Annotated in this window: 23 protein-coding genes; 13 read left to right on the plus strand and 10 right to left on the minus strand. The window is 70.8% G+C overall.

Going from position 1 to position 23,095, the window contains the following annotated elements:
• Window positions 1-80: 80 nt before the first annotated feature.
• The 4 genes from MTF69_RS18085 to MTF69_RS18100 all read left to right on the plus strand — a co-directional run bounded on the left by MTF69_RS18085 (window position 81) and on the right by MTF69_RS18100 (window position 6,044).
• Window positions 81-1,625, plus strand: a complete 1,545-nt coding sequence (locus MTF69_RS18085; RefSeq protein WP_243335758.1) for a ricin-type beta-trefoil lectin domain protein — start codon at window positions 81-83, stop codon at window positions 1,623-1,625.
• A gap of 381 nt (window positions 1,626-2,006) precedes the next feature.
• Complete coding sequence (locus tag MTF69_RS18090) at window positions 2,007-3,212, plus strand: hypothetical protein (protein ID WP_243335759.1); 1,206 nt, start codon at window positions 2,007-2,009, stop codon at window positions 3,210-3,212.
• Between the two features lie 39 nt (window positions 3,213-3,251).
• The gene (locus MTF69_RS18095) at window positions 3,252-5,363 is read left to right on the plus strand and encodes a tetratricopeptide repeat protein (RefSeq protein WP_243335761.1); all 2,112 of its coding nucleotides are present in this window, start codon (window positions 3,252-3,254) and stop codon (window positions 5,361-5,363) included.
• Window positions 5,364-5,378: 15 nt separating this feature from the next.
• Window positions 5,379-6,044 (plus strand): flavin reductase family protein, encoded by a 666-nt coding sequence (locus tag MTF69_RS18100; RefSeq protein WP_243335763.1) that lies wholly within the window; start codon window positions 5,379-5,381, stop codon window positions 6,042-6,044.
• Here MTF69_RS18100 and MTF69_RS18105 read toward each other — a convergent pair.
• Window positions 5,976-6,878: an AfsR/SARP family transcriptional regulator gene (locus MTF69_RS18105; protein ID WP_243335765.1), complete on the minus strand. Its 903-nt coding sequence runs from the start codon at window positions 6,876-6,878 to the stop codon at window positions 5,976-5,978. The two genes, MTF69_RS18100 and MTF69_RS18105, sit on opposite strands and share 69 nt — an antisense overlap.
• A gap of 168 nt (window positions 6,879-7,046) precedes the next feature.
• The gene (locus MTF69_RS18110; protein WP_243335767.1) at window positions 7,047-7,817 is read right to left on the minus strand and encodes a glycerophosphodiester phosphodiesterase family protein; all 771 of its coding nucleotides are present in this window, start codon (window positions 7,815-7,817) and stop codon (window positions 7,047-7,049) included.
• Window positions 7,818-7,917: 100 nt separating this feature from the next.
• Between MTF69_RS18110 and MTF69_RS18115 the strand changes: the two genes are divergently transcribed.
• Together MTF69_RS18115 and MTF69_RS18120 are read left to right on the plus strand one after the other, a co-directional pair.
• The gene (locus MTF69_RS18115; protein ID WP_243335770.1) at window positions 7,918-8,340 is read left to right on the plus strand and encodes a hypothetical protein; all 423 of its coding nucleotides are present in this window, start codon (window positions 7,918-7,920) and stop codon (window positions 8,338-8,340) included.
• Between the two features lie 71 nt (window positions 8,341-8,411).
• A complete protein-coding gene (locus MTF69_RS18120; protein ID WP_243335772.1) occupies window positions 8,412-8,768 on the plus strand; it encodes a hypothetical protein in 357 nt (118 codons plus the stop codon).
• 63 nt (window positions 8,769-8,831) lie between these two features.
• On the opposite strand, the gene MTF69_RS18125 is transcribed toward MTF69_RS18120, so the two are convergent.
• Window positions 8,832-9,038, minus strand: a complete 207-nt coding sequence (locus MTF69_RS18125; RefSeq protein WP_243335774.1) for a DUF397 domain-containing protein — start codon at window positions 9,036-9,038, stop codon at window positions 8,832-8,834.
• Window positions 9,035-9,892, minus strand: coding sequence for a helix-turn-helix transcriptional regulator (locus tag MTF69_RS18130; protein WP_243335776.1), 858 nt, complete (start codon window positions 9,890-9,892; stop codon window positions 9,035-9,037). Before MTF69_RS18130 ends, MTF69_RS18125 begins: the two co-directional genes overlap by 4 nt.
• Window positions 9,893-10,162: 270 nt before the next feature.
• Here MTF69_RS18130 and MTF69_RS18135 point away from each other — a divergent pair, with 270 nt between their 5' ends.
• Together MTF69_RS18135 and MTF69_RS18140 are read left to right on the plus strand one after the other, a co-directional pair.
• Window positions 10,163-10,612, plus strand: a complete 450-nt coding sequence (locus MTF69_RS18135; RefSeq protein WP_243335778.1) for an ATP-binding protein — start codon at window positions 10,163-10,165, stop codon at window positions 10,610-10,612.
• A 347-nt stretch (window positions 10,613-10,959) separates the two neighbouring features.
• A complete protein-coding gene (locus tag MTF69_RS18140) occupies window positions 10,960-12,603 on the plus strand; it encodes a recombinase family protein (protein ID WP_243335779.1) in 1,644 nt (547 codons plus the stop codon).
• A 50-nt stretch (window positions 12,604-12,653) separates the two neighbouring features.
• On the opposite strand, the gene MTF69_RS18145 is transcribed toward MTF69_RS18140, so the two are convergent.
• Window positions 12,654-14,315 carry a fumarate hydratase gene (locus tag MTF69_RS18145; protein ID WP_243335781.1) on the minus strand — a complete coding sequence of 554 codons (1,662 nt, stop codon included), beginning with the start codon at window positions 14,313-14,315 and terminating at the stop codon, window positions 12,654-12,656.
• Between the two features lie 150 nt (window positions 14,316-14,465).
• Between MTF69_RS18145 and MTF69_RS18150 the strand changes: the two genes are divergently transcribed.
• The 3 genes from MTF69_RS18150 to MTF69_RS18160 all read left to right on the plus strand — a co-directional run bounded on the left by MTF69_RS18150 (window position 14,466) and on the right by MTF69_RS18160 (window position 16,240).
• Window positions 14,466-15,182, plus strand: coding sequence for a DUF1707 domain-containing protein (locus MTF69_RS18150; protein ID WP_243335783.1), 717 nt, complete (start codon window positions 14,466-14,468; stop codon window positions 15,180-15,182).
• Between the two features lie 92 nt (window positions 15,183-15,274).
• Window positions 15,275-15,694, plus strand: a complete 420-nt coding sequence (locus MTF69_RS18155; protein WP_243335784.1) for a maleylpyruvate isomerase N-terminal domain-containing protein — start codon at window positions 15,275-15,277, stop codon at window positions 15,692-15,694.
• A 171-nt stretch (window positions 15,695-15,865) separates the two neighbouring features.
• A complete protein-coding gene (locus tag MTF69_RS18160) occupies window positions 15,866-16,240 on the plus strand; it encodes a WhiB family transcriptional regulator (protein ID WP_374323290.1) in 375 nt (124 codons plus the stop codon).
• A gap of 158 nt (window positions 16,241-16,398) precedes the next feature.
• Here the strand turns inward: MTF69_RS18160 and glpX are convergent, their stop codons facing one another.
• Window positions 16,399-17,430: a class II fructose-bisphosphatase gene (glpX, locus tag MTF69_RS18165; RefSeq protein WP_243335787.1), complete on the minus strand. Its 1,032-nt coding sequence runs from the start codon at window positions 17,428-17,430 to the stop codon at window positions 16,399-16,401.
• A gap of 211 nt (window positions 17,431-17,641) precedes the next feature.
• Here glpX and MTF69_RS18170 point away from each other — a divergent pair, with 211 nt between their 5' ends.
• A complete protein-coding gene (locus MTF69_RS18170; protein WP_243336135.1) occupies window positions 17,642-18,160 on the plus strand; it encodes a DUF4245 domain-containing protein in 519 nt (172 codons plus the stop codon).
• A gap of 82 nt (window positions 18,161-18,242) precedes the next feature.
• Here the strand turns inward: MTF69_RS18170 and MTF69_RS18175 are convergent, their stop codons facing one another.
• The 4 genes from MTF69_RS18175 to MTF69_RS18190 all read right to left on the minus strand — a co-directional run bounded on the left by MTF69_RS18175 (window position 18,243) and on the right by MTF69_RS18190 (window position 21,905).
• Entirely contained in the window at window positions 18,243-18,833 is a 591-nt protein-coding gene (locus MTF69_RS18175; protein WP_243335790.1) for a malonic semialdehyde reductase, read from the minus strand.
• 98 nt (window positions 18,834-18,931) lie between these two features.
• A complete protein-coding gene (locus MTF69_RS18180; protein ID WP_243335792.1) occupies window positions 18,932-19,159 on the minus strand; it encodes an exodeoxyribonuclease VII small subunit in 228 nt (75 codons plus the stop codon).
• A 79-nt stretch (window positions 19,160-19,238) separates the two neighbouring features.
• On the minus strand, window positions 19,239-20,456 hold the full coding sequence (xseA, locus tag MTF69_RS18185) for an exodeoxyribonuclease VII large subunit (RefSeq protein ID WP_243335794.1): 1,218 nt from the start codon (window positions 20,454-20,456) through the stop codon (window positions 19,239-19,241).
• A 9-nt stretch (window positions 20,457-20,465) separates the two neighbouring features.
• Window positions 20,466-21,905: an APC family permease gene (locus MTF69_RS18190; RefSeq protein ID WP_243335796.1), complete on the minus strand. Its 1,440-nt coding sequence runs from the start codon at window positions 21,903-21,905 to the stop codon at window positions 20,466-20,468.
• Between the two features lie 96 nt (window positions 21,906-22,001).
• On the opposite strand from MTF69_RS18190, the gene MTF69_RS18195 reads away from it, so the two are divergent.
• Window positions 22,002-23,045, plus strand: coding sequence for a 4-hydroxy-3-methylbut-2-enyl diphosphate reductase (locus MTF69_RS18195; RefSeq protein ID WP_374323293.1), 1,044 nt, complete (start codon window positions 22,002-22,004; stop codon window positions 23,043-23,045).
• Window positions 23,046-23,095 lie beyond the last annotated feature (50 nt).

The raw sequence follows: 23,095 nt of genomic DNA on the forward strand, positions 1-23,095 counted from the left end.
AATTGTCTTGTTCGGACTGTTCCCAACTCGCCTACCGGCCAGTAAATACCGGTGGTAACACCGAGATCGGGGAGGCGTTCATGGCACGTGCCCGTACACAATCAAGGATCAGGCTCAGATCTACCTTCGCCGCCGTCGCGGCGGCGGCGGCCGCCCTCGGGGGCGTCACCGCCATCACCCCCATGGCCCACGCGGCGACCGCCGCGGGGTCTGCCGGGGCCGTAGTGACCCCCCTCACGCCCGAACTGGAGGCCATCCGGGCCGCCGAGGCCGTCAAGATCTACGGCGACTCCGCGATCCGCCCGCTCGCCGACCGCAAGACCGGCCTGATCTCGCTCGGCGACAGCGAGATCTCGGGCGAGGGCGTCGGCAACTACGACCCCGCGACCAACACCCCGTCCAACCAGTGCCACCGCTCGCCCGACGCGGCGATCCACCGCACCGGCATCGCGGCCGACTACACCTTCAACGCGGCCTGCTCCGGCGGCTACACGGGCAACATCAAGATCGGCGGCAGCAAGCAGTACGCCGACGAGCTGGTGCAGAGCGACAGCCTGGCCATCAAGGCCCGCAACACCAAGATCAAGATGGTGCTGCTGGTCGCCGGGGCCAACGACGACCTGCAGTTCGGCCCGGTCATGACCGACTGCGTCACCCGCTGGGTGCTCAGCCAGGGCACCTGCGAGCCGAAGTACGGTCCGGGCTGGCAGGCGCGCGTCGACGGGCTGAAGCCCAAGGTGCAGTCGACGATCGGCGACCTCAAGACTGTCATGCGCGACGCCGGTTACGCCGACACCGACTACAAACTGGTCGTGATGGGCTACCCCAGCCCGATCGGCCCCGACTTCTACGACAACCCCGACTTCCCCGGCAAGCTCCCCGGAGGCTGCGCCGGCTACGACTCCGACGCCACCTGGGGCCGCAACTACGCGGTGCCCACCTTCGAGAAGGGCATGCGCGCGGCCGCCCTCGCCGCGGGCGCGACCTACCTCGACAACTCGCGGCTCTTCCAGGGCCACGAGGTCTGCATGGAGGACACCTGGGCCCGCGGCCTCTACCTCGACCTCGGGGACCACTTCCCGTGGGACGAGAACACCGCCCGGCAGTCCTTCCACCCCAACTACCGCGGCCACGGCGCCTTCGCGTCCTGCCTGACCCAGCTCTACGCCTCCGGCCTGCGCGAGGCCTCCTGCGCCGACCCGGCGAGCACCGGCACCCCCGTCCTGCAGGCCGGGGCCTGGGACGACCTGTACAAGCCGCTGAAGAACGAGGCGACGGGCAACTGCGTCGACTCCAACGGCGGCGCCAGCGCCAACAACACCAAGATCCTCGGCTGGGACTGCCACGGCGGCCGCAACCAGGGCTGGTGGTACGACTCCGCCAAGAAGTCCCTCCACATCGAACTCACCCACGACCGCTGCCTGGACGCGCCCGGCGCCAACTACGGCAACGGCACCGCGCTGATCATCTGGAACTGCCACGGCGGCGCCAACCAGCAGTTCGTCCGCGACGGAGCCACCTTCCGGCCCACCGCCGCCCCGGGCACGTGCCTGACGGTGGCCGCGGCCCACGAACCGCTGCGCCTCCAGCCCTGCAACGGCTCGGCCAACCAGCGCTTCGCGTAACAGCCCCCGCTAGCACCCCCGCCCCACACGCACCCCTCACACCCACCCCTCACCGCACCCCCCACACCCGGCCGGCGCATCCCGGCCGGGTGTTTCCATGCCCGGGCCCGACCGGGCTTTGGCGGGGGTTTGGGGAAGTTCTGGCCGGGCTCGGCAGCATGGAGAACGTCCAACTCCCACCCAACCTCCCGAAAGAGGTGCATTGAGATGAAGAAGATCCAGATTCGCAAGGCCGGCCCGGTCCGCCTGACGTCCTCCGCCTGCCACGTCTACCCGAACCCCGCCTAACCACATCCGGGCGAGTTCGAGTAGGGGCGCCCCCAGTCACCCTGGGGGCGCCCTCCCCGGCCGGGCCCGGCCGACGAGAGACGGAGCACCGCCATGGCGGAGCCGGCCCACCTCAGCTCTGACGACCTCCCGCTGGTCCTCCATCCACTGGTCTACCTGGAGGACGGCGGCGAGGTCACCATCGGACGCCGCGACACCGAGTCCTACGCGATCTTCCCGCCCGACGGCGCCGCACTCGTACGCCGGCTGCAGGAGGGGGCCACCCCCGCGCAGGCCGCCGACTGGTACGAGGACACGTACGGGGAGCGCGCCGACGTCGGGGACGTGGTCGAGGCCCTGCGCGAGCTCGGATTCGTGCGCGCCGAGGGCGAGGCGGAGACGGCGGCGGAGCCCGTGCGCTGGCAGCGGCTCGGACGGGCGGTCTTCTCCCCGGCGGCCTGGACCGCGTACGCGCTGATCGCGGCCTGGGCGGTGATCACCGTGGTGCGCCGGCCCGAACTCCTGCCCACCCCGGGCGACCTCGTCTTCAGCCACTACTACGCGGTGATCACTGTCGTCCTGTTCGTGGTCGCTGTCCCGCTCATCGCCATCCACGAGATCTTCCACGCGCTGGCCGGGCGCCGCCTCGGCATCCGCTCGCGCACGAGGATGTCGTACCGCTTCTACTTCCTCGTCGTCGAGACCTCGCTGGACGGCCTCGCCGGCGTGGAGCGCCGCAAACGCTATCTGCCGATCCTCGCAGGGATGGTCGCCGACCTCGTCCTGATCAGCCTGGCCGTCATCGCGGCCGGATTCACGCACGGGCTGACCTCGCGCGTGTGCCTGGCCGTGGCCTTCACCACCTTCATCCGGCTGATGTGGCAGTTCTTCCTCTACCTGCGCACCGACATCTACGTCCTGATCACCACCGTGCTCGGCTGCGTGGACCTGCACACCACCTCCGTGCGCATGCTCGCCAACCGGGTCAACCGGCTGCTCGGGCGCACCGGCCGGCTCACCGACGAGTCCCTGTGGCACCCCGTGGACCGGCGGGCCGCCCGCTGGTACTCCTGGCTGCTCCCCATCGGCTACGTCGTCAGCCTGAGCACCTTCCTGTGGGGCGTCGGCCCCGTCTTCCTGGACATGATCTCCGCCTCGTTCGACCGCTTCGGCGCCGGCCACGGCTCGTCCTGGATCCAGCTGCTCGACGCGGCCGTCTTCCTCGTCCTGACCTTCGGCCAGATCGGCTACGCCCTCTGGCTCGCCGCCCGGGAGCGCATGCGCAGCCGACGGGCCCGGCTCCACCACGTCATCGCCTGACGGGACCACCCCCGGCGGGCCTCTGTGAAAGGCAGGCCCATGAGCGGGCACCACTGGATCTGCGCGCCGCACCACCGCGAGCGCGAAACGCTGCGGGCCGGACTCGACCTGCCCCCGCTGCTCGCATCCCTCGACGCGCACCGGCGCCTGCGCGGCCCGTACACCGCCGCCGGTACGCTGCTGCGGCTCGTGGCCCCCGAGGCGCTGGAGCGGCGGCCCGAACTGGCCGCCCGGCACTACATCGAGCTCCAGGAGAGCACGCCCGAGCTGGCCCCGCTCGTGCCGCAGATCACGCACCACATGGAAGAGCAGTCCTCGGCCGGAGAGGTGAGCCGCTACCCGGCCCGGCTGCACTCCCTGCGCGTCGCGCACGGAATCGTGGACTTCCTCCTCGCCGCCCTGGCCGACGACGGGGCCGGGGGCCCGCGCACCCTGGTCGTGGAGAACGTCGAGCACGCCGACGTCACCGACCAGGAGTTCCTGGCCGCCGCCCTGCGCCGGATCCCGCCCGAGCTGCTGACCCTGGTCCTGTGCTCGGGGACGGCGGAGCTGCTGGACCCGCCCGGGTTCCCCTCCCTCTCGCTGCCCGAGGCGCTGGCCGCGCACGCGGAGCAGACGCGGGGCGCCGGTTCCGTGCTTCCCCCCGCTCCCGCGGGCCCCGGGGCGGCCCGGCGGTACGTGGACGGGGACTGCCTGGACGACTCCCCGGCCCTGATCGCGGCCTACGAGGAGCTGCCCGGGGCCGAACGCGCCGCGCTGCACGACCGGCGGGCCGCCGAGCTCGCCGACCGGGCCGAGGAGGGCGAAGCCTCGCTGCGCCTGGGCGCGCTGCCCTACCACCTGATGCGGGGATCCGACGCCGCCGGAGCCGGCGTCGAGGCCCTGCGCGCCGCCCTGCTGCGCTGCAAGTACCTGGGCTTCTACCACATGGCGGCCGAACTGGGGGACGAGGGACGGCGGTTCGTCGACCCGGCCGAACGCCCAGAGCTGTGGTGGGTCTTCATCCGGGAGTCGGGCGTCTGCCTCGCGGCGGCCGGCCGCCCCGACGAGTCCGCCGTCCTCCAGGAGGAGGCGCGCACGGCCACCCTGAACCCCGCGCACCACATGAAGCTCGCCTACGAGATCGGCATGCTGTACGCGCGCCACTACCCCGAGGAGCGGCGCGACCCCCGCCGGGCCCGGGCCTGGGTCAACACCGCCATCGCCCTCTCGGACCTGCTGCCCGACCCCAAGGAACGCGCCTTCTACTCGGTCTTCAACCGAAACGGCCTGGCCCTCGTGGAGGTCCGCGACGGCCGCCCGGACGAGGCACTGAGGCTGCTCGACGAGGGGATCGAGCGCCTCGGCCGGGAACTGGACCTGGGCGAGCGCACCTGGCACCGGGTCGGCCTGCGCTACAACCGGTCCCAGGTCAACAGCATGAGCGGGCGGCTGGAAGCGGCCCTGGAGGACTACGCCGAGATCTTGGACGCGGACGACGACTTCGCGGACCACTACTTCAACCGGGGCAACATCCTGCGCAAACTGGGCCGCGCCGAGGAGGCCATCGCCGACTACGAGCGGGCGCTGTCCCTCGAGGCCCCCTTCCCCGAGGCGTACTACAACCGGGGCGACGCCCGGCTGGAACTCGGCGACACCGAGGGTGCGCTGGCCGACTTCGACCGCACCCTGGAACTTGATCCCGGCCACCAGGAGGCACTCCTGGCCCGGTCCGGGCTGTTCGCCGACCTCGGGGAGGCCGAGGCGGCCCAGGCGGACGTGGACGCCGGGCTCGCCCTGGCCCCCGGCCACGCCCACCTGCTGTGCCTGCGGGGCCGCCTGCTGGCGGAGGCGGGCCGGACCAAGGAGGCGGCCGAGGCCCTCGAAGCGGCGCTGGCCGGCGATCCGGAACTGGCCGAGGCCTGGGCGGTCAAGGGCGAACTGGCCTACTCGGAAGGCGATCTGCCGACCGCCGCCGCCGACTTCGACCGGGCGGTGGAACTGGCCGACCGGCCCGAGTTCCGCTTCAACCGTGCCGTGGTCCACGAGGCGGCCGGCCGGTTCGACCGGGCGGCGGCGGACTTCGACGCGGTGTACGCGGCCACCGGCGATCCCGACGCGAGCGAGCACCGGGACTCCTGCCTGAGCGCCGCCGGGCGCAGCGCGGTCTGAGGCGGGGCACGGCGGATGAGCGTGTGGCAGCGCGAGGAGCTCGCCTCCGGTGTCCCGGCGGGGGTCTTCGCCGAGGCGATGGCACGCCTGGTGTCCGGAGTGGCGGTGATCTGCGCGCGGCGCGGTGACGGGAGCCCCTGCGGACTGCTGGTGTCCTCCTTCAGCTCCTACAGCGTGGCCCCGCCGTCCGTCATGCTGGCGCTCGCACGGGGTTCCCGTACGTACGAGGCCATGGGCGCGCGGGTGGGCATCCCTTTCGGGGCACACCTGCTGGGCTCGGCGGACGAGGCCCTCGCGAAGGTGTTCGCGGGACGCTCGCAGGACAAGTTCGCGGACCTGGCGTGGGACTGGGACGACGGGACGCCCCGGCTCGCGGGCGTCCCGGTGTACCTCAAGTGCCGGGTGGCCGCGGTGTTCCCGCACGGGGACCACGTGGTGCTGGTGGGCGAGGTGGCGGGCTGCGCCGTGGCCACCGACGCCGATCCGCTGGTCTACTACCGGCGCCGCCTGGACTGGCACTTGGGGCCGGGTCGGGGGCCGGGTCCCGACCCGGGGCCGGCGGGGATCGCGGGGACTGCGCGCGGCCCGGGCACCGCGCGCGGCCGGGGCGGATCAGAGCCCGGCCGGCTGGAGGAGCCGGGGGCTGCGACATCGGCCGTGCACGGGAGCGGACGGGTGTAACCCGCCCAGCAGGGCCCGCTGTACGGCCTGCAGCCCGGGCCCCGGCTCGATGCCGGTGCCCTCGACGACGACGCGCCGGGCGCGGGCGAAGGCGTCCAGCGCCTCGGCCCGCCGCCCGGTGCCGGCCAGGGCCAGCATCAGCTGCTCGTGGAACCCCTCCCGCAGCGGGTGGCGCGCGCACAGTTCGGCGAGCTCGGCGACGACCTCCTGGGCCCGGCCGGCGCAGATGTCGGCGCCGATCCGGTCGTGGAGCAGCGCGAGCCGCTCCTCCTCCAGCCGGACCGCGTAGTACGCGGGCAGCCGCGCCGGGCCCAGGTCGGCCAGCGGCCGGCCCCGCCACATCGCGAGCGCCGCCGAGAAGGACTTGCTCGCCGCGCTGCAGTCCCCGGAGGCCAGCAGCCGCCGGCCGAGCGCGGCCAGCGTGCGGCAGAGGTCCAGGTCCAGCTCACCCGGTTCCACGGACAGCACGTAGCCGGAGCCGGTCGTGCGGAGCACCGGGTGGCGGCGCGGGTCCCCGCCCGCGCGGCCGTGCGCCGGGTCCAGGGTCCGGCGCAGCCCGGACACGTACATCTGCAGGGTCGCCGCGGCGGATCTCGGCGGGTGCCCGTCCCACAGCTCGTCGATCAGCATGTCGGCCGAGGCCAGCCGGTTGGCGTGGAGCAGCAGCACCGCGAGCAGGGCGCGGCGCTTGAGCGGGGTCGGCGTGCACGGCACCCCGGACCGGCGCACCTCCAGCGGCCCGAGGAGGAGGTAGCACGGCCCGCCGCTCGCGCCGGTGCCCTCGGACGGTCCCTCGGTCGTACGTCTCGCCTCGTACCGCGTGCCTGTGCTCATGCCCGGTCACCCTCGCCCCCACCACGGCGCTGGTGAGCGCCTGTCCAGTCGTCGGCCAGGCGTGCTCACGGACGGGTCCCCCCGCTCTGCACGCCCCGGCATACGTTCGACGTTCGCCGACGGGCTGTCACGAGTGCGAACCAGCCAACGAGGCGGGAGCGGTGGCCACTACCAGGATTCGAGCTGCTCACGCACCGCGCGGGGCCGGTTGGTGATGATCGTGTCCACGCCCAGCCGGAGGCACAGTTCTACGTCCTCGGGCTCGTCCACGGTCCACACCCGCACCGACAGCCCCTTCGCCTTCAGCCGCCCCACCAGACCCGGGTCCCGTCGTACGAGTTCGATCCCCGGGCCCGCGTGAGTGGCGTACGGGGGCCGCACGGGCCGGACCTTGCGCTCGATCAGGTACACGGCGGGCAGCCCGGGGGCGAGCCGGTGCATCCGGGTCAGCGCGCTGCGGGAGAAGCTCATCACCTCGACGCGCCCGCCGCGGCCGTCCGCGAGCCCGTGGTCCCGCAGCACCCGTACGAGCTCGGCCTCCAGCCGCCCGCCCGCGCGCGTCGGGTGCTTGGTCTCGACGGCCAGCCCGACGGGGTACGGCGCGGCCAGCGCCTCCCGCAGCAGATCCTCGAAGAGCAGCACCCGGGCCCCGCGGTGCCCCTCTCCCTTCCACCGGCCGAAGTCGAGTCCAGCGAGCTCCGCATACGTCATGTCGGAGACGACCCCGCGCCCGTCGGAGACCCGCTCGACCGTCCGGTCGTGCACACACACGAGCCGCCGATCGGCGGTGAGCCGCACATCGCACTCGAGCGCGTCGGCCCCCTCGGCGATGGCCTGCCGGTAGGCGGCCATGGTGTGCTCGGGGTGAGCGTGCGAGGCCCCCCGATGGGCGACCACCCGGACGGCGCGGGCGGTGGGGAGGGCGGAGGTCGCTGTCATTCGGAAATCCTCGCAAACCGGGGTGAACGCGCTGGTGCGGGGTCGTGTCCCCGACGTTAACCGGATGCGCTCCCCGTGCCGGGCAGGGCAGGGTGTCGCCATGCCGGAACCGACGATCGGGACCTTGTACTGCGAGCCCTGCCCGCGCTGTGTCTTCCACGCGTGGCAGCTGATCGAGCGGGGACGGTTGCTGTGGATGTCCGAGTGGGAGTGCGACACCTGCGGCTTCGGCGCCCCGGAGATCTGCAACCGAGACGAGGGCTGGGGGCGGCCCCCTGCGGAGGTCCGCGCGGCCGTAGTGGCGGCCGAGGGCACGGTCCTGCTCCGGGTGGGCGGCGCCGGCGGCGGGCCCCTGAGGGCCTTCCGCGACGCGCTCGGCCTGACGATGCAGGAGCTCCGGACCGCCGTCCGCGACGGCTACCGCGCCACGCCGGTGGAGGCCTGGTACCTGACGGCCCTCCTCCAGGAGTCAGGCGTCTCCGCCCGGACGGCAGGGGGATCCTCCAGCAGCGGACGGATGTGAGCAGTCGGCGCTCAAGCCCTCACGGCGACGGCGAATCGGTACCCTGGCCGGCGCGCCCCATGGAGGAAACCGTGACCACACAGCCTGACCACGGCGCGGCGCTGATCCCGCGCCCCGAGCACAACCCCGAGGCCGTACGTGTCGCCCTCGCCCGCATCGCCCCGCACCGCTTGGCGGAGCTGGAGCAGCACAAGGAGAACGCGCTGGCCGCCGCCATCCGCAGCGGGAAGATCGGCCATCTCACCCACTGGCTCGACTGGTGGATGCGCGAGGTCGAGATCGAACGGCGTCCCGACTTCTTCACCCGCCGCAACGACGCCTTGGCCACCATCCACCGCACCACCGGCAAGGATGCCCTGGGCTTCCGCCCCGCCATGGACGAACTGTCCGCCATCGAGGCCGAGGCCGCGCAGGCGGTGAATGGGTGACCTGGAGGTGGGAGTACGACCCAGCGAGGAGTACGTCACCGGAGGCGCCCCGCCGGCGTGGGCTCATTCCTCGACGGTGCCGAGGAATGAGCCCCATGCTCCGGCGCCGAAGCACAGTACGGGTCCGTGCGGCCGCTTGCTGTCGCGCAGCGAGATCAACCCCTGGTAGCCGTCGGCCACTTCCAGGCAGTCGCCCTGGTCGCCGCTGAACGAGCTCTTTCGCCAGGTGGCCTGGGTGAGGTCTATCAGCCGGCGCTGTGTGTACGTCATGAGTGTCCCCTTGCTCGGCGCAGGATCGCGTCACGCGAAGGATCTACGTCCAGGGCTGCGGCCCGCAACCTGTCGAATGTCGCGCTGTAGGCAGCGCGGTCGGCATCCCGTTCGAGGTAGACGCTGCTGGCGAGGCCCTCCGCGTAGACCACGTCGAGTTCGGACTGTACGGGGAACTTGAGGATCACGAACGGCCCCAGCATGCCTGCGTGTGCCCCGGCCCCGAACGGCAGGACCTGCAAGGTCACATTGGGTTCGTCAGCGGCCTCGGCCAGCCGCATCAGCTGCTTCGCGGTCGTCACGCGTCCTCCTACTTCGCGGTGGAGGATCGACTCGTCGAGGATGGCCCAAAGTGCCAGAGGGTCTTCGCGGCTCAGCGCCGCGTTCTGGCGGGCGAGCCGGACATCGACCAGGGCGTTGACCTCATCGGCGGGGCGTTCAGGTTTGAGGGCCCTGATGACGGCCCGCGCATAGTCCGGCGTCTGCAGAAGCCCGGGCACCAGCACGGTCTGAAAGCTGCGGGCTGCGGACGCTTCCGCCTCGAAGCTGAGGTAGTCGAGATAGCGGGGCGTCAGCACGTCGTTGTACGGCTGCCACCACACCCGGCGCTTCCCTTCCCGGGCAAGGGATTCCAGGGCGGCTCGGGTGTCGGGGTCGTGCACCACGTAGAAGTCGAGCAGGGCGTTGACCTCGTGGGTGCGCAGTCCGCTGCGCCCGCTCTCGATGCGGCTGATCTTCGACGGGTGCCAGCCCATCACCTCGGCAGTGGCCTCTGCCTTGACGGCTTGGCGCTCCCGGATCTTGCGGAGCTCGGCACCAAGCATGCGGCGACGCATGGTGGGGATCGCGGCCACCACTCCCACCCCTCTCTAGCTCGCAACTGCGGACAGTATGCCGCCGAGTTGAGGAGTATCGGATTGATTCCGGCAAGTGCACGTGCACTTCATGTGTTCTGGTTGCACTTCGCGTGGAGAAGGGAGCATTCTGAACGAAGCAGTTGCTCAGAGTGCGTGCACGGTCACCAACTGCTGTCGATGGTGGACCTGGCACGCCTGAAAAGAGAGACCCCCGCGACCGCGCCAACGGTCCGGGGGCATGGCCAACGCTTACTCAGGAGCGTCAACATGGTGAACCCTAACGGGCCCTTGGTCGGGCCGGATGACGGGCCCGTCGTACGCCGCTGGAGCCGCGATCCACGGTGCGTCGGACGGGCGAGGACGGAACTGCGCAAGGCACTCACGGACTGGGGGCTCGCGCAGATCGAGGACGACGCGCTGCTCGTAGTCTCCGAACTGCTGACCAACGCCGGCAGGCACGCGCGGGCCGCTGTCGGCCGGGAGATCGAGACCCGGTACGTACGGCTCCCCGCAGGTGTGCGGATCGAGGTGCATGACGCCGCCCCGGGACGGGCAGAGGTGCTGCCCCCCGACCTGGAACGGGACTACGGGCGAGGTCTGTTCCTGGTGGCCGCGCTCGCAGACCGGTGGGCGGCGGGGGAGCGGTGCGGGCCGGGGAAGCGGATTTGGGCCGAACTCTACGTTCCGGCCGAAGGCAGCTGCCGCCGTGGCGGGTGAGGCTGTCGCCGGGGTGGTGGTGCACAGTCCATCCGACTGGCTGCTGAGTTCGGACCGCTCGGGTGGTGGCGCAGTGGTCGAGATGGAGTGCACGTCGTGCATGGAGGGTTCTGGTCCGGCGGATGACGGTACGGACCCTGGCGCGTGGTCCCTGCGGCACGCGAGCCGCAGCGGCCATACCGGCTTCCGCTGGATCGTCACCGACTTCCACCGGGCCGCTCCTTTGCGCTGAGCTGCGCCGAGTTGGGAGATCTTGCCTACCCGGCAAGGAACCCGTGGATATCGGCTCCAGGGCTGGTTTCTGGAATAAGTCAGTTCTTTCCTTCCTCTCATAGCGATGGGGCTGAATGTTCGCCATGTTGGAGCAGCCAAGAGTTCTCGCGGTCGTGCGTCTCAGTGTCTCCAAGGACGACACAACCTCGCCCGAGAAGCAGCGGGAAGCGGTCGAGCACTGGACTTACGGGCCCGTGGTCAACGGACGGGTGATCGGCTACGCCGAAGACTTGGACGTGTCAGGCGGTATGCACCCGTTCAAGAGGCCGGGACTCGGTCCGTGGCTCACCGAGCGAGCCGATGACTTCGACGTGATCGCTGTGTGGAAACTGGACCGCCTCACCCGGAGGTCCGCGCACTTCTCCGAGGTGTATGAGTGGTGTCAGAAGCGCGGCAAGATCATCGTCTCGGTGACTGAGGGCGTCGACATGTCCACCCCGATGGGCAAGATGTTCGCGCAGATCATCGCCGCGTTCGCGGAAGGGGAGCTGGACACTATCCGCGCCCGCGCGCTGTCCGGGTCGCGGGCGCGTCTAAGTAAAGGGGTCTGGGTCGGGGGAGTGCTGCCGTTCGGTTACCGATTCCAGCGGCAGGAGGGTGGTGGCAAGAAGCTCATACAGGACCCCGAGTACAGCAAGCTTTTGCTGGACATCATCGACAAGCTCAATGGGGGCTGGTCCTCATACAAGATCGCTATTGATCTCAACAGGAGAGGGGTCCTCACCTGGCGCGACCATCTGCGGGTGCAGCAGGGAAACCCAGCGCGCGGTGTCGAGTGGACCTCTAATGCGGTTCTTGTCGCGGTGAAGAATCCCACCGTGGGCGGGGTGTACACCTACAAGGGGCAGATAGTGGAGGACGAGGACGGAGAGCCTGTCCCCATCACGAACGAGCCGATCATGCCGTACTCCGAATGGTCCAAACTCGTCGCACGGCTAAGCTCCAGGAAGAAGGCGATCCGGGCTGCTCCATCCCGCTCCTTGCTCGGCGGTGTGGCGGTCTGCGAAGCGTGCGGGGGCCGGATGTCCTCATCAAAGAGGGTCAAGTCGTCGGGCAGGGTGTATTACTACTACGTCTGCAACGCGATGAACACCGGTAAGTGCAGCCGTCCGGGGCGCGTTCGCAGGGACGATGCCGACCCTGCGGTGAATACGTTCGTGGAGATCGCCCTCGGGGACCTGCCGGTCGTTGAGAGGGCGTCCAATGCCATCAGCGAGACCAAGTCCGAAATGGCGCATGCCAAGGCCCGTCTTGAGCGTCTCGAAACGGATTTTCTCGCCGGCAAGTACGACGCGGAAGGGCAGGAAGAGTCCTACTGGCGTATGCACAAGGCCTTGACTGCAAGAGTGAGCAAGGTGCATGAGGAGCTCGAACGTGCTTCAGTTGCCCCGCGGTTCGTTGACACAGGCCGTACCTACCGACAGATGTGGTCCGGCATGGACGATGAACAGCGACGTGTTTTCGTGCAGCGGCATGAGATCAACATTCGGATCGGTGTGGACTCCGAAGACAGCGCCATCCGGGTCATCAAGGTCTCGATGCCGGGTATGCGTGAAGTGGTGGAAGCCGCTGGTCCGTGGCTGCCGAAACACCTTGCCCGGATCGAGATGCCGACTCTGGAGTACAGGATCAATGCGCGGCGCAAACGCGGGCAGGGGAGTGAAGGGCAGGTGGACTGGGACACGACTGCCTCCGTGCCATTCCGTCCTGCTGGTTGATGCTGCCCGCACCTGCGGGTGCGGGCAGCATAGACCTGACTGAGCCTGCGTTATGAGCCCTGGCGGACCGGGATGCTCAGGAATGTGGGAGACGGTTCCACCGAGCTGAAGAAGTCGTTGCCCTTGTCGTCTACGACGATGAAGGCGGGGAAGTCCTCGACCTCGATCTTCCAGACGGCTTCCATGCCGAGCTCCTCGTACTCCAGGACCTCGACCTTCTTGATGCAGTCCTGGGCGAGGCGGGCCGCCGGGCCGCCGATGGAGCCGAGGTAGAAGCCGCCGTGGGTGCCGCAGGCGTCGGTGACCTGCTGGGAGCGGTTGCCCTTGGCCAGCATGACCTTGGAGCCGCCCGCCGCCTGGAACTGCTCGACGTAGGAGTCCATGCGGCCGGCCGTGGTCGGGCCGAAGGAGCCGGACGCGTAGCCCTCGGGCGTCTTCGCGGGGCCCGCGTAGTAGACCGGGTGGTCCTTCAGGTACTGCGGCATCTCCGCGCCGGAGTCGAGGAGTTCCTTGATCTTGGCGTGCGCGATGTCGCGCGCCACGACCAGCGGTCCGGTGAGGGACAGGCGGGTCTTGACCGGGTGCTGGGTGATCGTGGCGAGGATCGACTCCATCGGCTGGTTCAGGTCGATCGAGACGACGTCCGCCGAGTCGTTGAGGTGCTCGTCCGTGGTTTCCGGGAGGAAGCGGGCCGGGTCGCGTTCCAGCTGCTCCAGGAAGACGCCCTCGGCGGTGATCTTCGCGGTGGCCTGGCGGTCCGCGGAGCAGGAGACGGCGATCGCGATCGGGAGGGACGCGCCGTGGCGGGGGAGGCGGACGACGCGGACGTCGTGGCAGAAGTACTTGCCGCCGAACTGCGCGCCGATGCCGATCTTCTGGGTGAGTTCGAAGACCTGCTGTTCGAGGTCGAGGTCGCGGAAGCCGTGGCCCAGGGGGGAGCCCTCCGTGGGGAGCTCGTCCAGGTAGTGGGCCGAGGCGTACTTCGCGGTCTTGAGCGCGTGCTCCGCCGAGGTGCCGCCGACCACGATCGCCAGGTGGTACGGCGGGCAGGCCGCCGTGCCGAGCGAGCGGATCTTCTCCTCCAGGAACTTCATCATGGAGGCCTCGTTGAGGACCGCCTTGGTCTCCTGGTAGAGGAACGACTTGTTGGCGGAGCCGCCGCCCTTGGCCATGAAGAGGAACTTGTACGCGCCGCCGTCGGTCGCGTACAGCTCGATCTGCGCGGGCAGGTTCGAGCCGGTGTTCTTCTCCTCCCACATGGTGACCGGGGCCATCTGCGAGTACCGCAGGTTCAGGCGGGTGTACGCGTCGTAGATGCCGCGCGACAGGGCCGCCTCGTCGTCGCCCTCGGTGAGGACGTTCTGGCCGCGCTTGCCCATCACGATCGCCGTGCCCGTGTCCTGGCACATCGGCAGGACGCCGGCCGCCGCGATGTTCGCGTTCTTCAGGAGGTCGAGGGCGACGAACTTGTCGTTCGCCGAGGCCTCGGGGTCGTCGATGATGCGGCGCAGCTGCGCGAGGTGCGCGGGGCGCAGGAAGTGCTGGATGTCGTGGATCGCCTCTTCGGCGAGCTTGCGCAGCGCCTCGGGCTCGACCTTGAGGAACGTACGGCCGTCGGCCTCGAAGGTCGAGACGCCTTCGGAGGTCACCAGCCGGTACGGGGTGGAGTCCTCGCCCAGGGGCAGCAGGTCGGTGTACGCAAACTCTGGCATGACGGCAGTCATTCCCTCACTCGGCAGACGGCGCTGACGACCGTTTGGCAGCGCGGTATCCAGCGTAGGACCTCTTCCGGTGGCTTTTGTTGTGAGGTAAGGCTCACTGGCCAGTATCGCGATCTATCGTGTCTCGCTATGCTGGGGCGCGTGGACCTGGAAAAGCAGCCCTCATCCGCGCCGGCCCCCGTGTCGGCCCCCGCTCCCGCGCCGGCCCCCGCTCCCGCGCCGGCCCCCGCGCCCGTCACCGGGCTGCGCGCCTCCGACGCGGACCGGGACCGGATCGCGCAGATCCTCGCCGACGCCGTCGCCGAGGGCCGGCTGACCGCCGAGGAGCACTCGGAGCGGCTCGACTCGCTGTACGCGCTGAAGACGGTCGCCGAGCTGGACGTGCTCGTACGGGACCTGCCCGCGCCCGGCGCCGGCAGCCGGCAGGAGCCCGCGTACGCGGGAGCGCCGGCGGGCGCGCCCGTCGAGACGGTCGTGGCCGTGTGCAGCAGCTCCTCCCGCAAGGGGCGCTGGCGGCCGGGCGCGCACACCCGCGCGGTCTCCGTCATGGGCGACATCAGCATCGACCTGACCCAGGCGGTCTTCGAGCAGCAGGTCACCGAGATCAGCGTGACCAGCATCCTCGGCAACGTCGAGATCCTGGTCCCGGAGAACGTCACCCTGCGCGGCTACGGCAGCGGGGTCCTCGGCAACTTCGAGGTGCACGGCGAGGCGCGCGGCGAGACCGATCCGCAGGCGCCCGTCGTGATCGTCCGGGGCTTCGCGCTGCTGGGCAACATCGAGGCCCGCCCCAAGCTCGGCGCCCGCCTGGTGGACCTGGCGAACAGGCTCCGCAAGGGCTGGGAGGGCACCCGATGAGCCCGACGCGCGGACAGACGTGCGGACAGACGCGCGGACAACTGCCGCTGAAATAAGCCCCTTTGGCCGGTAGGCGCCCGTAGGGTCGGCCCATGGCCGTATCCGAGTGGGACCTTCTTGACCAGGCGTACGCAGCGCTGCGCTCCGTCGCCCTCGCCCTACCGGCCGACGCCCTGAGCGCGCCGACGCCGTGCGACCAGTGGAATGTCGGCCAAGTGCTCCAGCACGCGGCCGGCGACCAACTCGCCTACCCGGGCCGCCTCACCGGCGGGCCGGGACCGGCCGAGGACCCCTTCGCGCCCACCGGCACCCTGGCCGCCGGCCCTGCGGAGCTGCTGGAGCCCGCCCTCGCCGCGGCCCTGAGCCCGGCCGCCCGGGCGCTGGCCGAGCCGCTGCGCGGGTTCGCGTACGGCCCGGCGTTCGTCCCCGCGCCCGATCCGGACGCCGATCCGGCCGGTGCGCTGCTCGCCTTCCTGGGCCGCCGCCCCGACTGGACGCCGTCCGTCGCGTGACGTCCGGGTGACGGGGGCGGGGCCGGGCGGGGTCGCGCGGGGCCGGGCCGCGCGGGGGCACGTTTCGGTCGAACCGGCCGGATCGGCGGCACGCGGTGCATAGGGGGGCGCACAGCGGGTAGGGACAGGTGCGTCGCCTCTCGCTCGCGTATACGTCGTCAGGAGTAGACCGTGCCGCATCCGCCGCGCCAGTCCCTGCAGGTAGCCGCCGTCCAGAGTCTTCAGGGGCGCCCGGCGGCGGTCGTGCCGAAGCCGCGGGTGCCGGCCAGGGAAGAGGACGGCCCATGGCACGCGGACGCGGTGTGCCGGCGTGACGAGGCCGGCCTGTTCTTCGCCCCCTCCAAGGAGCCCACCGCCGCCCGGCTGTCCCGTGAGGACGCCGCCAAGCGGGTCTGTGCCCGCTGCCCCGTGATGGTCGCCTGCCGGGAGCACGCGCTGATCCAGCCCGAGCCCTACGGAGTCTGGGGCGGGCTGACGGCCGCGGAGCGCCGGGTGGTGCTGGCCCGCCGGCGGCGCCGGGCGGTGGAGCTGCGCGAAGCCTCGTAGGCGACGCCGAGCTCCGTGGCGCGCGGTCCCGGAGCCGAGGCCATGAGGACATGCCGAGGCCATGAGGACATGCCGAGGTCATGAGGGCATACGGAAGGGGCGCCCCCGCCGCACGCGGGAGCGCCCTTCCGTGATGCTGCCGTGCCGTCGCCCGTGGCCTACTTGGCGCGGTCGAAGTCGATCGCGCTGTACGCGCGGAGCTTCGAGAGGCGGTGGGTCGAGTCGATCTGCCGGATCGTGCCCGACTTCGAGCGCATGACCAGCGAGGAGGTCGTCGCGGTCTCCGAGCGGTAGTGGACGCCGCGCAGCAGCTCGCCGTCGGTGATGCCGGTGGCGACGAAGAACACGTTGTCGCCGGAGACCAGGTCGTCCGTGAACAGGACGCGGTCCAGGTCGTGGCCCGCGTCGATGGCCTTCTGGCGCTCGGCCTCGTCCTTGGGCCACAGCTTGCCCTGGATGGTGCCGCCCATGCACTTGATCGCGCAGGCCGAGATGATGCCCTCGGGGGTGCCGCCGATGCCGAGCAGCAGGTCGATGCCGCTGTCCTCCGTGACGGCCAGGACCGAGCCGGCGACGTCGCCGTCGGAGATGAACTTGATGCGCGCGCCGGTCTCGCGGATCTCCTTGACGATGCCCTCGTGGCGGGGGCGGTCGAGGATGATCACCGTGACGTCCTCCACGGCCATGTTCTTGGCCTTGGCGACGCGGCGGATGTTGACGGAGACCGGGGCGTTGATGTCGACGAAGTCGGCGGCCTCGGGACCGGTGACCAGCTTCTCCATGTAGAACACCGCGGACGGGTCGAACATGGTGCCGCGGTCGGCGGCCGCCAGAACGGCGATGGCGTTCGGCATGCCCTTGGCGTTCAGGGTGGTGCCGTCGATGGGGTCCACGGCGATGTCGACCTCGGCACCGGTGCCGTCGCCGACCCGCTCGCCGTTGAAGAGCATCGGGGCTTCGTCCTTCTCGCCCTCGCCGATGACGACGACGCCGTTCATCGAGACGGTGGAGATCAGGGTCCGCATCGCGTTGACGGCTGCGCCGTCGGCGCCGAGCTTGTCGCCGCGCCCGACCCAGCGGCCGGCGGCCATGGCGGCGGCCTCGGTGACCCGTACGAGTTCCAGGGCGAGGTTGCGGTCGGGTGCCTCCGGAGAGACTTCGAGCTGGGGCGGCAGGTTGTGCTCGGTCATCGGAGCGCACCTTTCTGTACGGCGACGGCCGGGAGTGAGGGTCCCTGGACTCTATCGGTACGTCGACATATTGAGCAGACCGGGTCACGTATGAGCGCCATATCGGTCAGGTGATTGTCCTGAGCGGACATCTTGCGCTGCCCGTGGCGCGCCACCCCGACCCCGGCGGTGATCGCCCCGGGCCATGCGGGACGATGGTGTCGTGGCAGGTATGAAGGGCAAGCAGACGGTCGTGGACATGGTCCGGTCGCTGGCGGTGATCGGCCTCGTGGTCGGGGGGATCTATTTGGTCATCCCACATGACGAGAAGGCCGATCCGACGAAGGTGGTCGACTACCGCGTCGAAAGCCTCACGGCCCGGCGCGCGGCGCCGTACCCCGTGGCGGTGCCCGTCGGGCTGCCGCCGCAGTGGCGGGCGACCTCGGTCGGGTTCGCGCGCAAGGACGCCAGTGCCTGGCACCTGGGCTTCCTGGACCCGGGGCAGCAGTACGTGGCGGTGGAGCAGTCCGCGGACGCCACGGACAGGTACATCGGGAAGGTCACCCGCAAGGCGCAGGCCACCGGGGAGACCCAGCAGGTCGGTGACCAGGTCTGGGAGCGCTGGGACGGCGAGAAGTACGACGCCCTGGTGCGCCGGGACCAGGGCTACGTCACGGTGGTGACCGGGACGGCCTCCTTCGAGCAGCTCGGCGCGATGGCCGCGGCGCTGGAGTTCAAGCAGGGCTCTTAGAGCGCTGGATTACGCGAAAAGGCCGCCCTCCCCGGGGTTCCGGGGAGGGCGGCCTTTTCGTTCACTGCCTGCGGGGCTGGGCTCAGACGGTCGTGATGACCTGGTCGAGCTCCAGGCGCGGGGAGCGCGGGAACCAGGCGTCCTCGCCCGGCTTGCCGATGTTGACGACCATCAGCGGGGCGTGGTCGTCGTCCAGGAACTCCTTCTGGATGCCCGCGTGGTCCATGCCGTTCATCGGACCGGCGGCCAGGCCGGCGGCGCGGACGCCGACGATGAAGTAGGCGGCCTGCAGGGTGGCGTTGAGCTTGGCGGACTGCTCGCGGACCGGGCGCTCGGAGAAGAAGGCGTCCTTGGCCTGCGGGAAGTGCGGGAGCAGCTGCGGGAGCTCCTCGTGGAACTCGATGTCCGCGGACAGGATCGCGACCAGCGGGGCGGTGGCGGTCTTGGCCTGGTTGCCCTCGGCCATGTGCTTCACGAGGCGCTCGCGGGCCTCGGGGGAGCGGACCAGGGTGATGCGCAGCGGCGACTGGTTGAAGGCGGTCGGCGCGTACTTCACCAGGTCGTAGATCGCCTGGACCTGCTCCTCGGTCACCGGCTCGTCGGAGAACGTGTTGGCGGTGCGCGCCTCACGGAAGAGGAGGTCCTGGGCGGCGGCGTCGAGAACGAGAGACATCGGAAAGCCTTCTTCTGTACGGGACTGCGAAGCGATGTCCAGAGACTACGACGAAAGTAGGTGAAAATTCAACTAAATATCTCCGGGGGTGACCGGGATCACTCCCCGCCGGCCCCCTCCGCCGCCTCGCGCGCCGCCAGCGCCGAGTCCAGCCGGGCGCGGGCCCCCTCCAGCCAGTGGCGGCACACCTTCGCGAGCTCCTCGCCGCGCTCCCAGAGCGCGAGGGAGTCCTCCAGCGAGGTGCCGCCGGCCTCCAGCTTGCGGACGACCTCGATCAGCTCGTCCCGGGCCTGCTCGTACCCCAGCGCCGTATCGCTCTCGGACATTCCCGCTCCCACCTTAACTGTGTAGTACACCGAAATTTGTTGCGGCAGTGTGAAGCCGGCTGCCGGTGAAGCGACGTGCCTACGAGGGTTCTTCGGCGACCCGCACCGAGAACTCCCCCTCCGCCACCCGCGCCCGCAGGACATCGCCCGCCGACACGTCCCCGGGCGAGCGCACCACGTGCCCGTCGGCCCGCTGGAGCACCGCGTACCCGCGCTCCAGCGTGGCGGCCGGGGACAGCGCCACCACGCGGGCGAGCGTGTGCGCCAGCTCCGAATCGGCCCGGTCCAGCAAGTGCCCCAGGGTCCGGCGGCCGCGCGCCAGCAGCGCGTCGACCTCCGCCTCCCGGGTCTCCACCATCCGCTGGGGATGGACGAAGACGGGCCGCGCGAGCGCGTGGGCGAGCCCCCGCTCCTCCCGGTCGAGCAGCCCGCGCACGGCGCGCAGCCCCCGGCCCTGCAGCTGGCGCACCCGCTCCAGTTCCTCGCCGACGTCCGGGACCACCTTCTTCGCGGCGTCCGTGGGCGTGGACGCCCGCAGGTCCGCGACCAGGTCCAGCAGCGGGGAGTCGGGCTCGTGCCCGATCGCCGAGACCACGGGCGTACGGGCCGCCGCGACGGTCCGTACGACCTCCTCGTCGGAGAAGGGCAGCAGGTCCTCCACGCTGCCGCCGCCACGGGCCACGATGATCACGTCCACCTCGGGCATGGAGTCCAGCTCCTTGACCGCCTGGATCACCTGGGGCACCGCGTGCACCCCCTGGACGGCGACGTTGCGGACCTCGAAGCGGACCGCCGGCCACCTGCGCCGGGCGTTCTCCAGGACGTCGCGCTCGGCCGCCGAGGCCCGCCCCACCACCAGCCCGATCAGCTGCGGCAGGAACGGCAGCGGCTTCTTGCGGTCCAGCGCGAAGAGTCCCTCGGAGGCGAGGGACCGCTTGAGCTTCTCCAGCCGGGCGAGGAGCTCGCCGATGCCGACGGGCCGTATCTCGGTGGCCCGCAAGGACAACTGCCCGCGCGGGGCGTACCACTCGGGCTTGGCGAGCACGACCACCCGCGCGCCCTCCGACACGGAGTCCGCGACCTCGTCGAAGACCTGCCGGAAGCAGGTCACGCTCAGGGAGATGTCGTGCGAGGGATCGCGCAGCGTCAGGAAGACCACCCCCGCCCCCGGCCGCCGCGAGAGCTGCGTGATCTGCCCTTCCACCCACACCTGGCCGAGCTTGTCGATCCAGCCCCCGATGAGCCGGGACACCTGACCGACCGGCAGCGGCGCGTCAGCCGACGAATTCAGACCCATGCACGCAGGCTAACCGCCAGGGCTGACACCGGCGTCGGGGCGGGAGCCTTCGTCCTGCGCGCGTCGCCCGCGCTGGGCCACCAGGACGCCCAGGCCCACCAGCAGCCACACCGCCCCCACCAGTTGCGCCGTCCACGAGGCCTCGACGATCACCGCGATGGTCACGGCGGCGCCGAGGACCGGGATCACCAGGTGCCTGAACCAGTTCGGGGCCCCCTCGCGGCGCTTGACCACGAACCAGCCGACCACCGAGGCGTGCAGCAGCGTGAACGCCACCAGTGCCCCGACGTCGACCACCGACACCAGGTGGTCCAGCCCGTCGTCGCGCCGGGCCGCCCACACGGCCGCGATCAGGGTGACCGTCGCCGCCAGCAGCAGGGCCGGGCGCGGGGTGCCGTGCGAGGTGTGGGCGAGCACGCGGGGCAGCCGCCGCTCGCGGGCCATCGCGAAGAGCAGCCGGCCCGCCGCGGCCTGCCCGGCCAGCGCGGCGAAGGCGGCCCCGATGGCCTTGCTGAGGGCGACCAGGTCGTGCAGCCACGTCCCTACGGAGGCCTCGACCGTCGTGTAGAAGGCCGGGCCCTGCTTCCCCGGGTCGGCCGCCAGCTCCGCCGCCGAGAGGGGGCTGAGGAGGGCCGCCAGATAGGTCTGGGCGATGAACAGCACCCCGGTCAGCGCCAGGCAGAACAGCACCGCCCGGGCCACCTTCGCGCTGCCGCCGGTGACCTCCTCGGCGAAGGAGGCGATGGCGTCGAAGCCCAGGTAGGACAGGACCGCCACCGACACCGCGCCGAGCACGGCGGCCGTGGAGAACCCGCCGAGCGAGCCGTCGCCGGTGAAGGGGGAGAGCCAGTCGCGGTGCTCCGCGCCCTGGACCAGTACGGTCACCGCGGAGACCAGGAACACCAGCAGGACCGCGATCTCCATGGCCAGCACGGCGAAGCCCACCCGCGCGGCGGCCCGTACGCCCCACAGGTTGAGCAGCGTGGTCACGACCACCGCCAGGGCCGTCCACACCCACCGGGAGACCTCCGGGACCAGGGCGTTCATGGCGATCCCGGAGAAGAGGTACGCGACCGCCGGGATCAGCAGGTAGTCGAGCATCGCCATCCAGCCGGCGATCAGCCCGGGACCCTCGCCGAGGCCCTTGCGGGCGTACGTGAAGACGGAGCCGGCCTGCGGGGCCACGCGCACCATCTGGGCGTAGGAGAAGGCCGTGAAGGCCATCGCCACCGTCGCGACGAGGTAGACGAGGGCGACGGCGCCGTGCGATTTGGCGTCGAGGGTGCCGAAGACGCCGACCGGGGCCATGGGGGCGATGAAGAGCAGTCCGTAGACGACCAGGTCCCGGAAACCGAGACTGCGGCGGAGCGAGGTGCCGGGCGCGTCGGACGGGCCGCCGGACGGGCCGGACGGGCCGGGCGGCGTACTGGGGTCCGTCGCGGACGCCATCTTTCCTCCGGGAGTAAGGCTGGTGTGGATGTTCGACCCAGTTTGTGCCGAACGGGCGACCCGCGGCCTCCTGGACACCCCCGTACGATGGAGCCCATGACTGCTGACGCCCCCGCTCCCGCATCCCGCCGCGTTCTCCTCGCCGCCCCGCGCGGCTACTGCGCGGGCGTGGACCGAGCCGTGATCGCCGTCGAGAAGGCTCTCGAACAGTACGGCGCGCCGGTCTACGTGCGGCACGAGATCGTCCACAACAAGTACGTCGTGCAGACCCTGGAGAGGAAGGGAGCCATCTTCGTCGAGCGGACGGAGGAGGTCCCCGAGGGCTCCATCGTGATGTTCTCCGCGCACGGCGTGGCCCCCGTGGTGCACGAGGAGGCGGCGCGCGGCAAGCTCGCGACGATCGACGCGACCTGCCCGCTGGTCACCAAGGTCCACAAGGAAGCGATCCGCTACGCGAACGAGGACTTCGACATCCTCCTCATCGGCCACGAGGGCCACGAGGAGGTCATCGGCACCTCCGGCGAGGCCCCGGACCACATCACCATCGTGGACGGCCCGCACGACGTGGAGAAGGTCACCGTCCGCGACGAGTCGAAGGTCGTCTGGCTGTCGCAGACCACCCTCTCCGTCGACGAGACGATGGAGACGGTCGACGCCCTGAAGACCAAGTTCCCGCTGCTCGTCTCGCCGCCCAGCGACGACATCTGCTACGCCACCTCGAACCGCCAGGAGGCGGTCAAGGTGATGGGCAAGGACTGCGACCTGGTCATCGTCGTCGGCTCCAAGAACTCCTCGAACTCGATCCGCCTCGTCGAGGTCGCTCTCGACGCGGGCGCGAAGGCCTCGTACCTCGTGGACTTCGCGAGCGAGATCGACGAGGCCTGGCTGGAGGGTGTCACCACCGTCGGTCTGACCTCGGGCGCCTCGGTGCCGGAGGTGCTGGTCGAAGAGGTGCTGGAGTGGCTGGCCGCGCGCGGGTACGCGGACGTGGAGATCGTCAAGACGGCCGAGGAGTCCATCGTCTTCTCCCTGCCCAAGGAACTGCGCCGCGACCTGCGCGCGGAGGCGGCGGAGCTCGTGGCGGCGCCGGGCGCGGCCCAGGGTGCGGCCCAGGACGCGGCTCAGGGCGCACAGAAGTAGGCATCTCCCCGGCAGGGCGCTCGGGCGGGTCCTTTCGTACGGTTGGGTCC

Origin of the sequence: Streptomyces sp. AP-93 (assembly GCF_022808175.1) — a bacterium.
Taxonomy (GTDB): domain Bacteria; phylum Actinomycetota; class Actinomycetes; order Streptomycetales; family Streptomycetaceae; genus Streptomyces.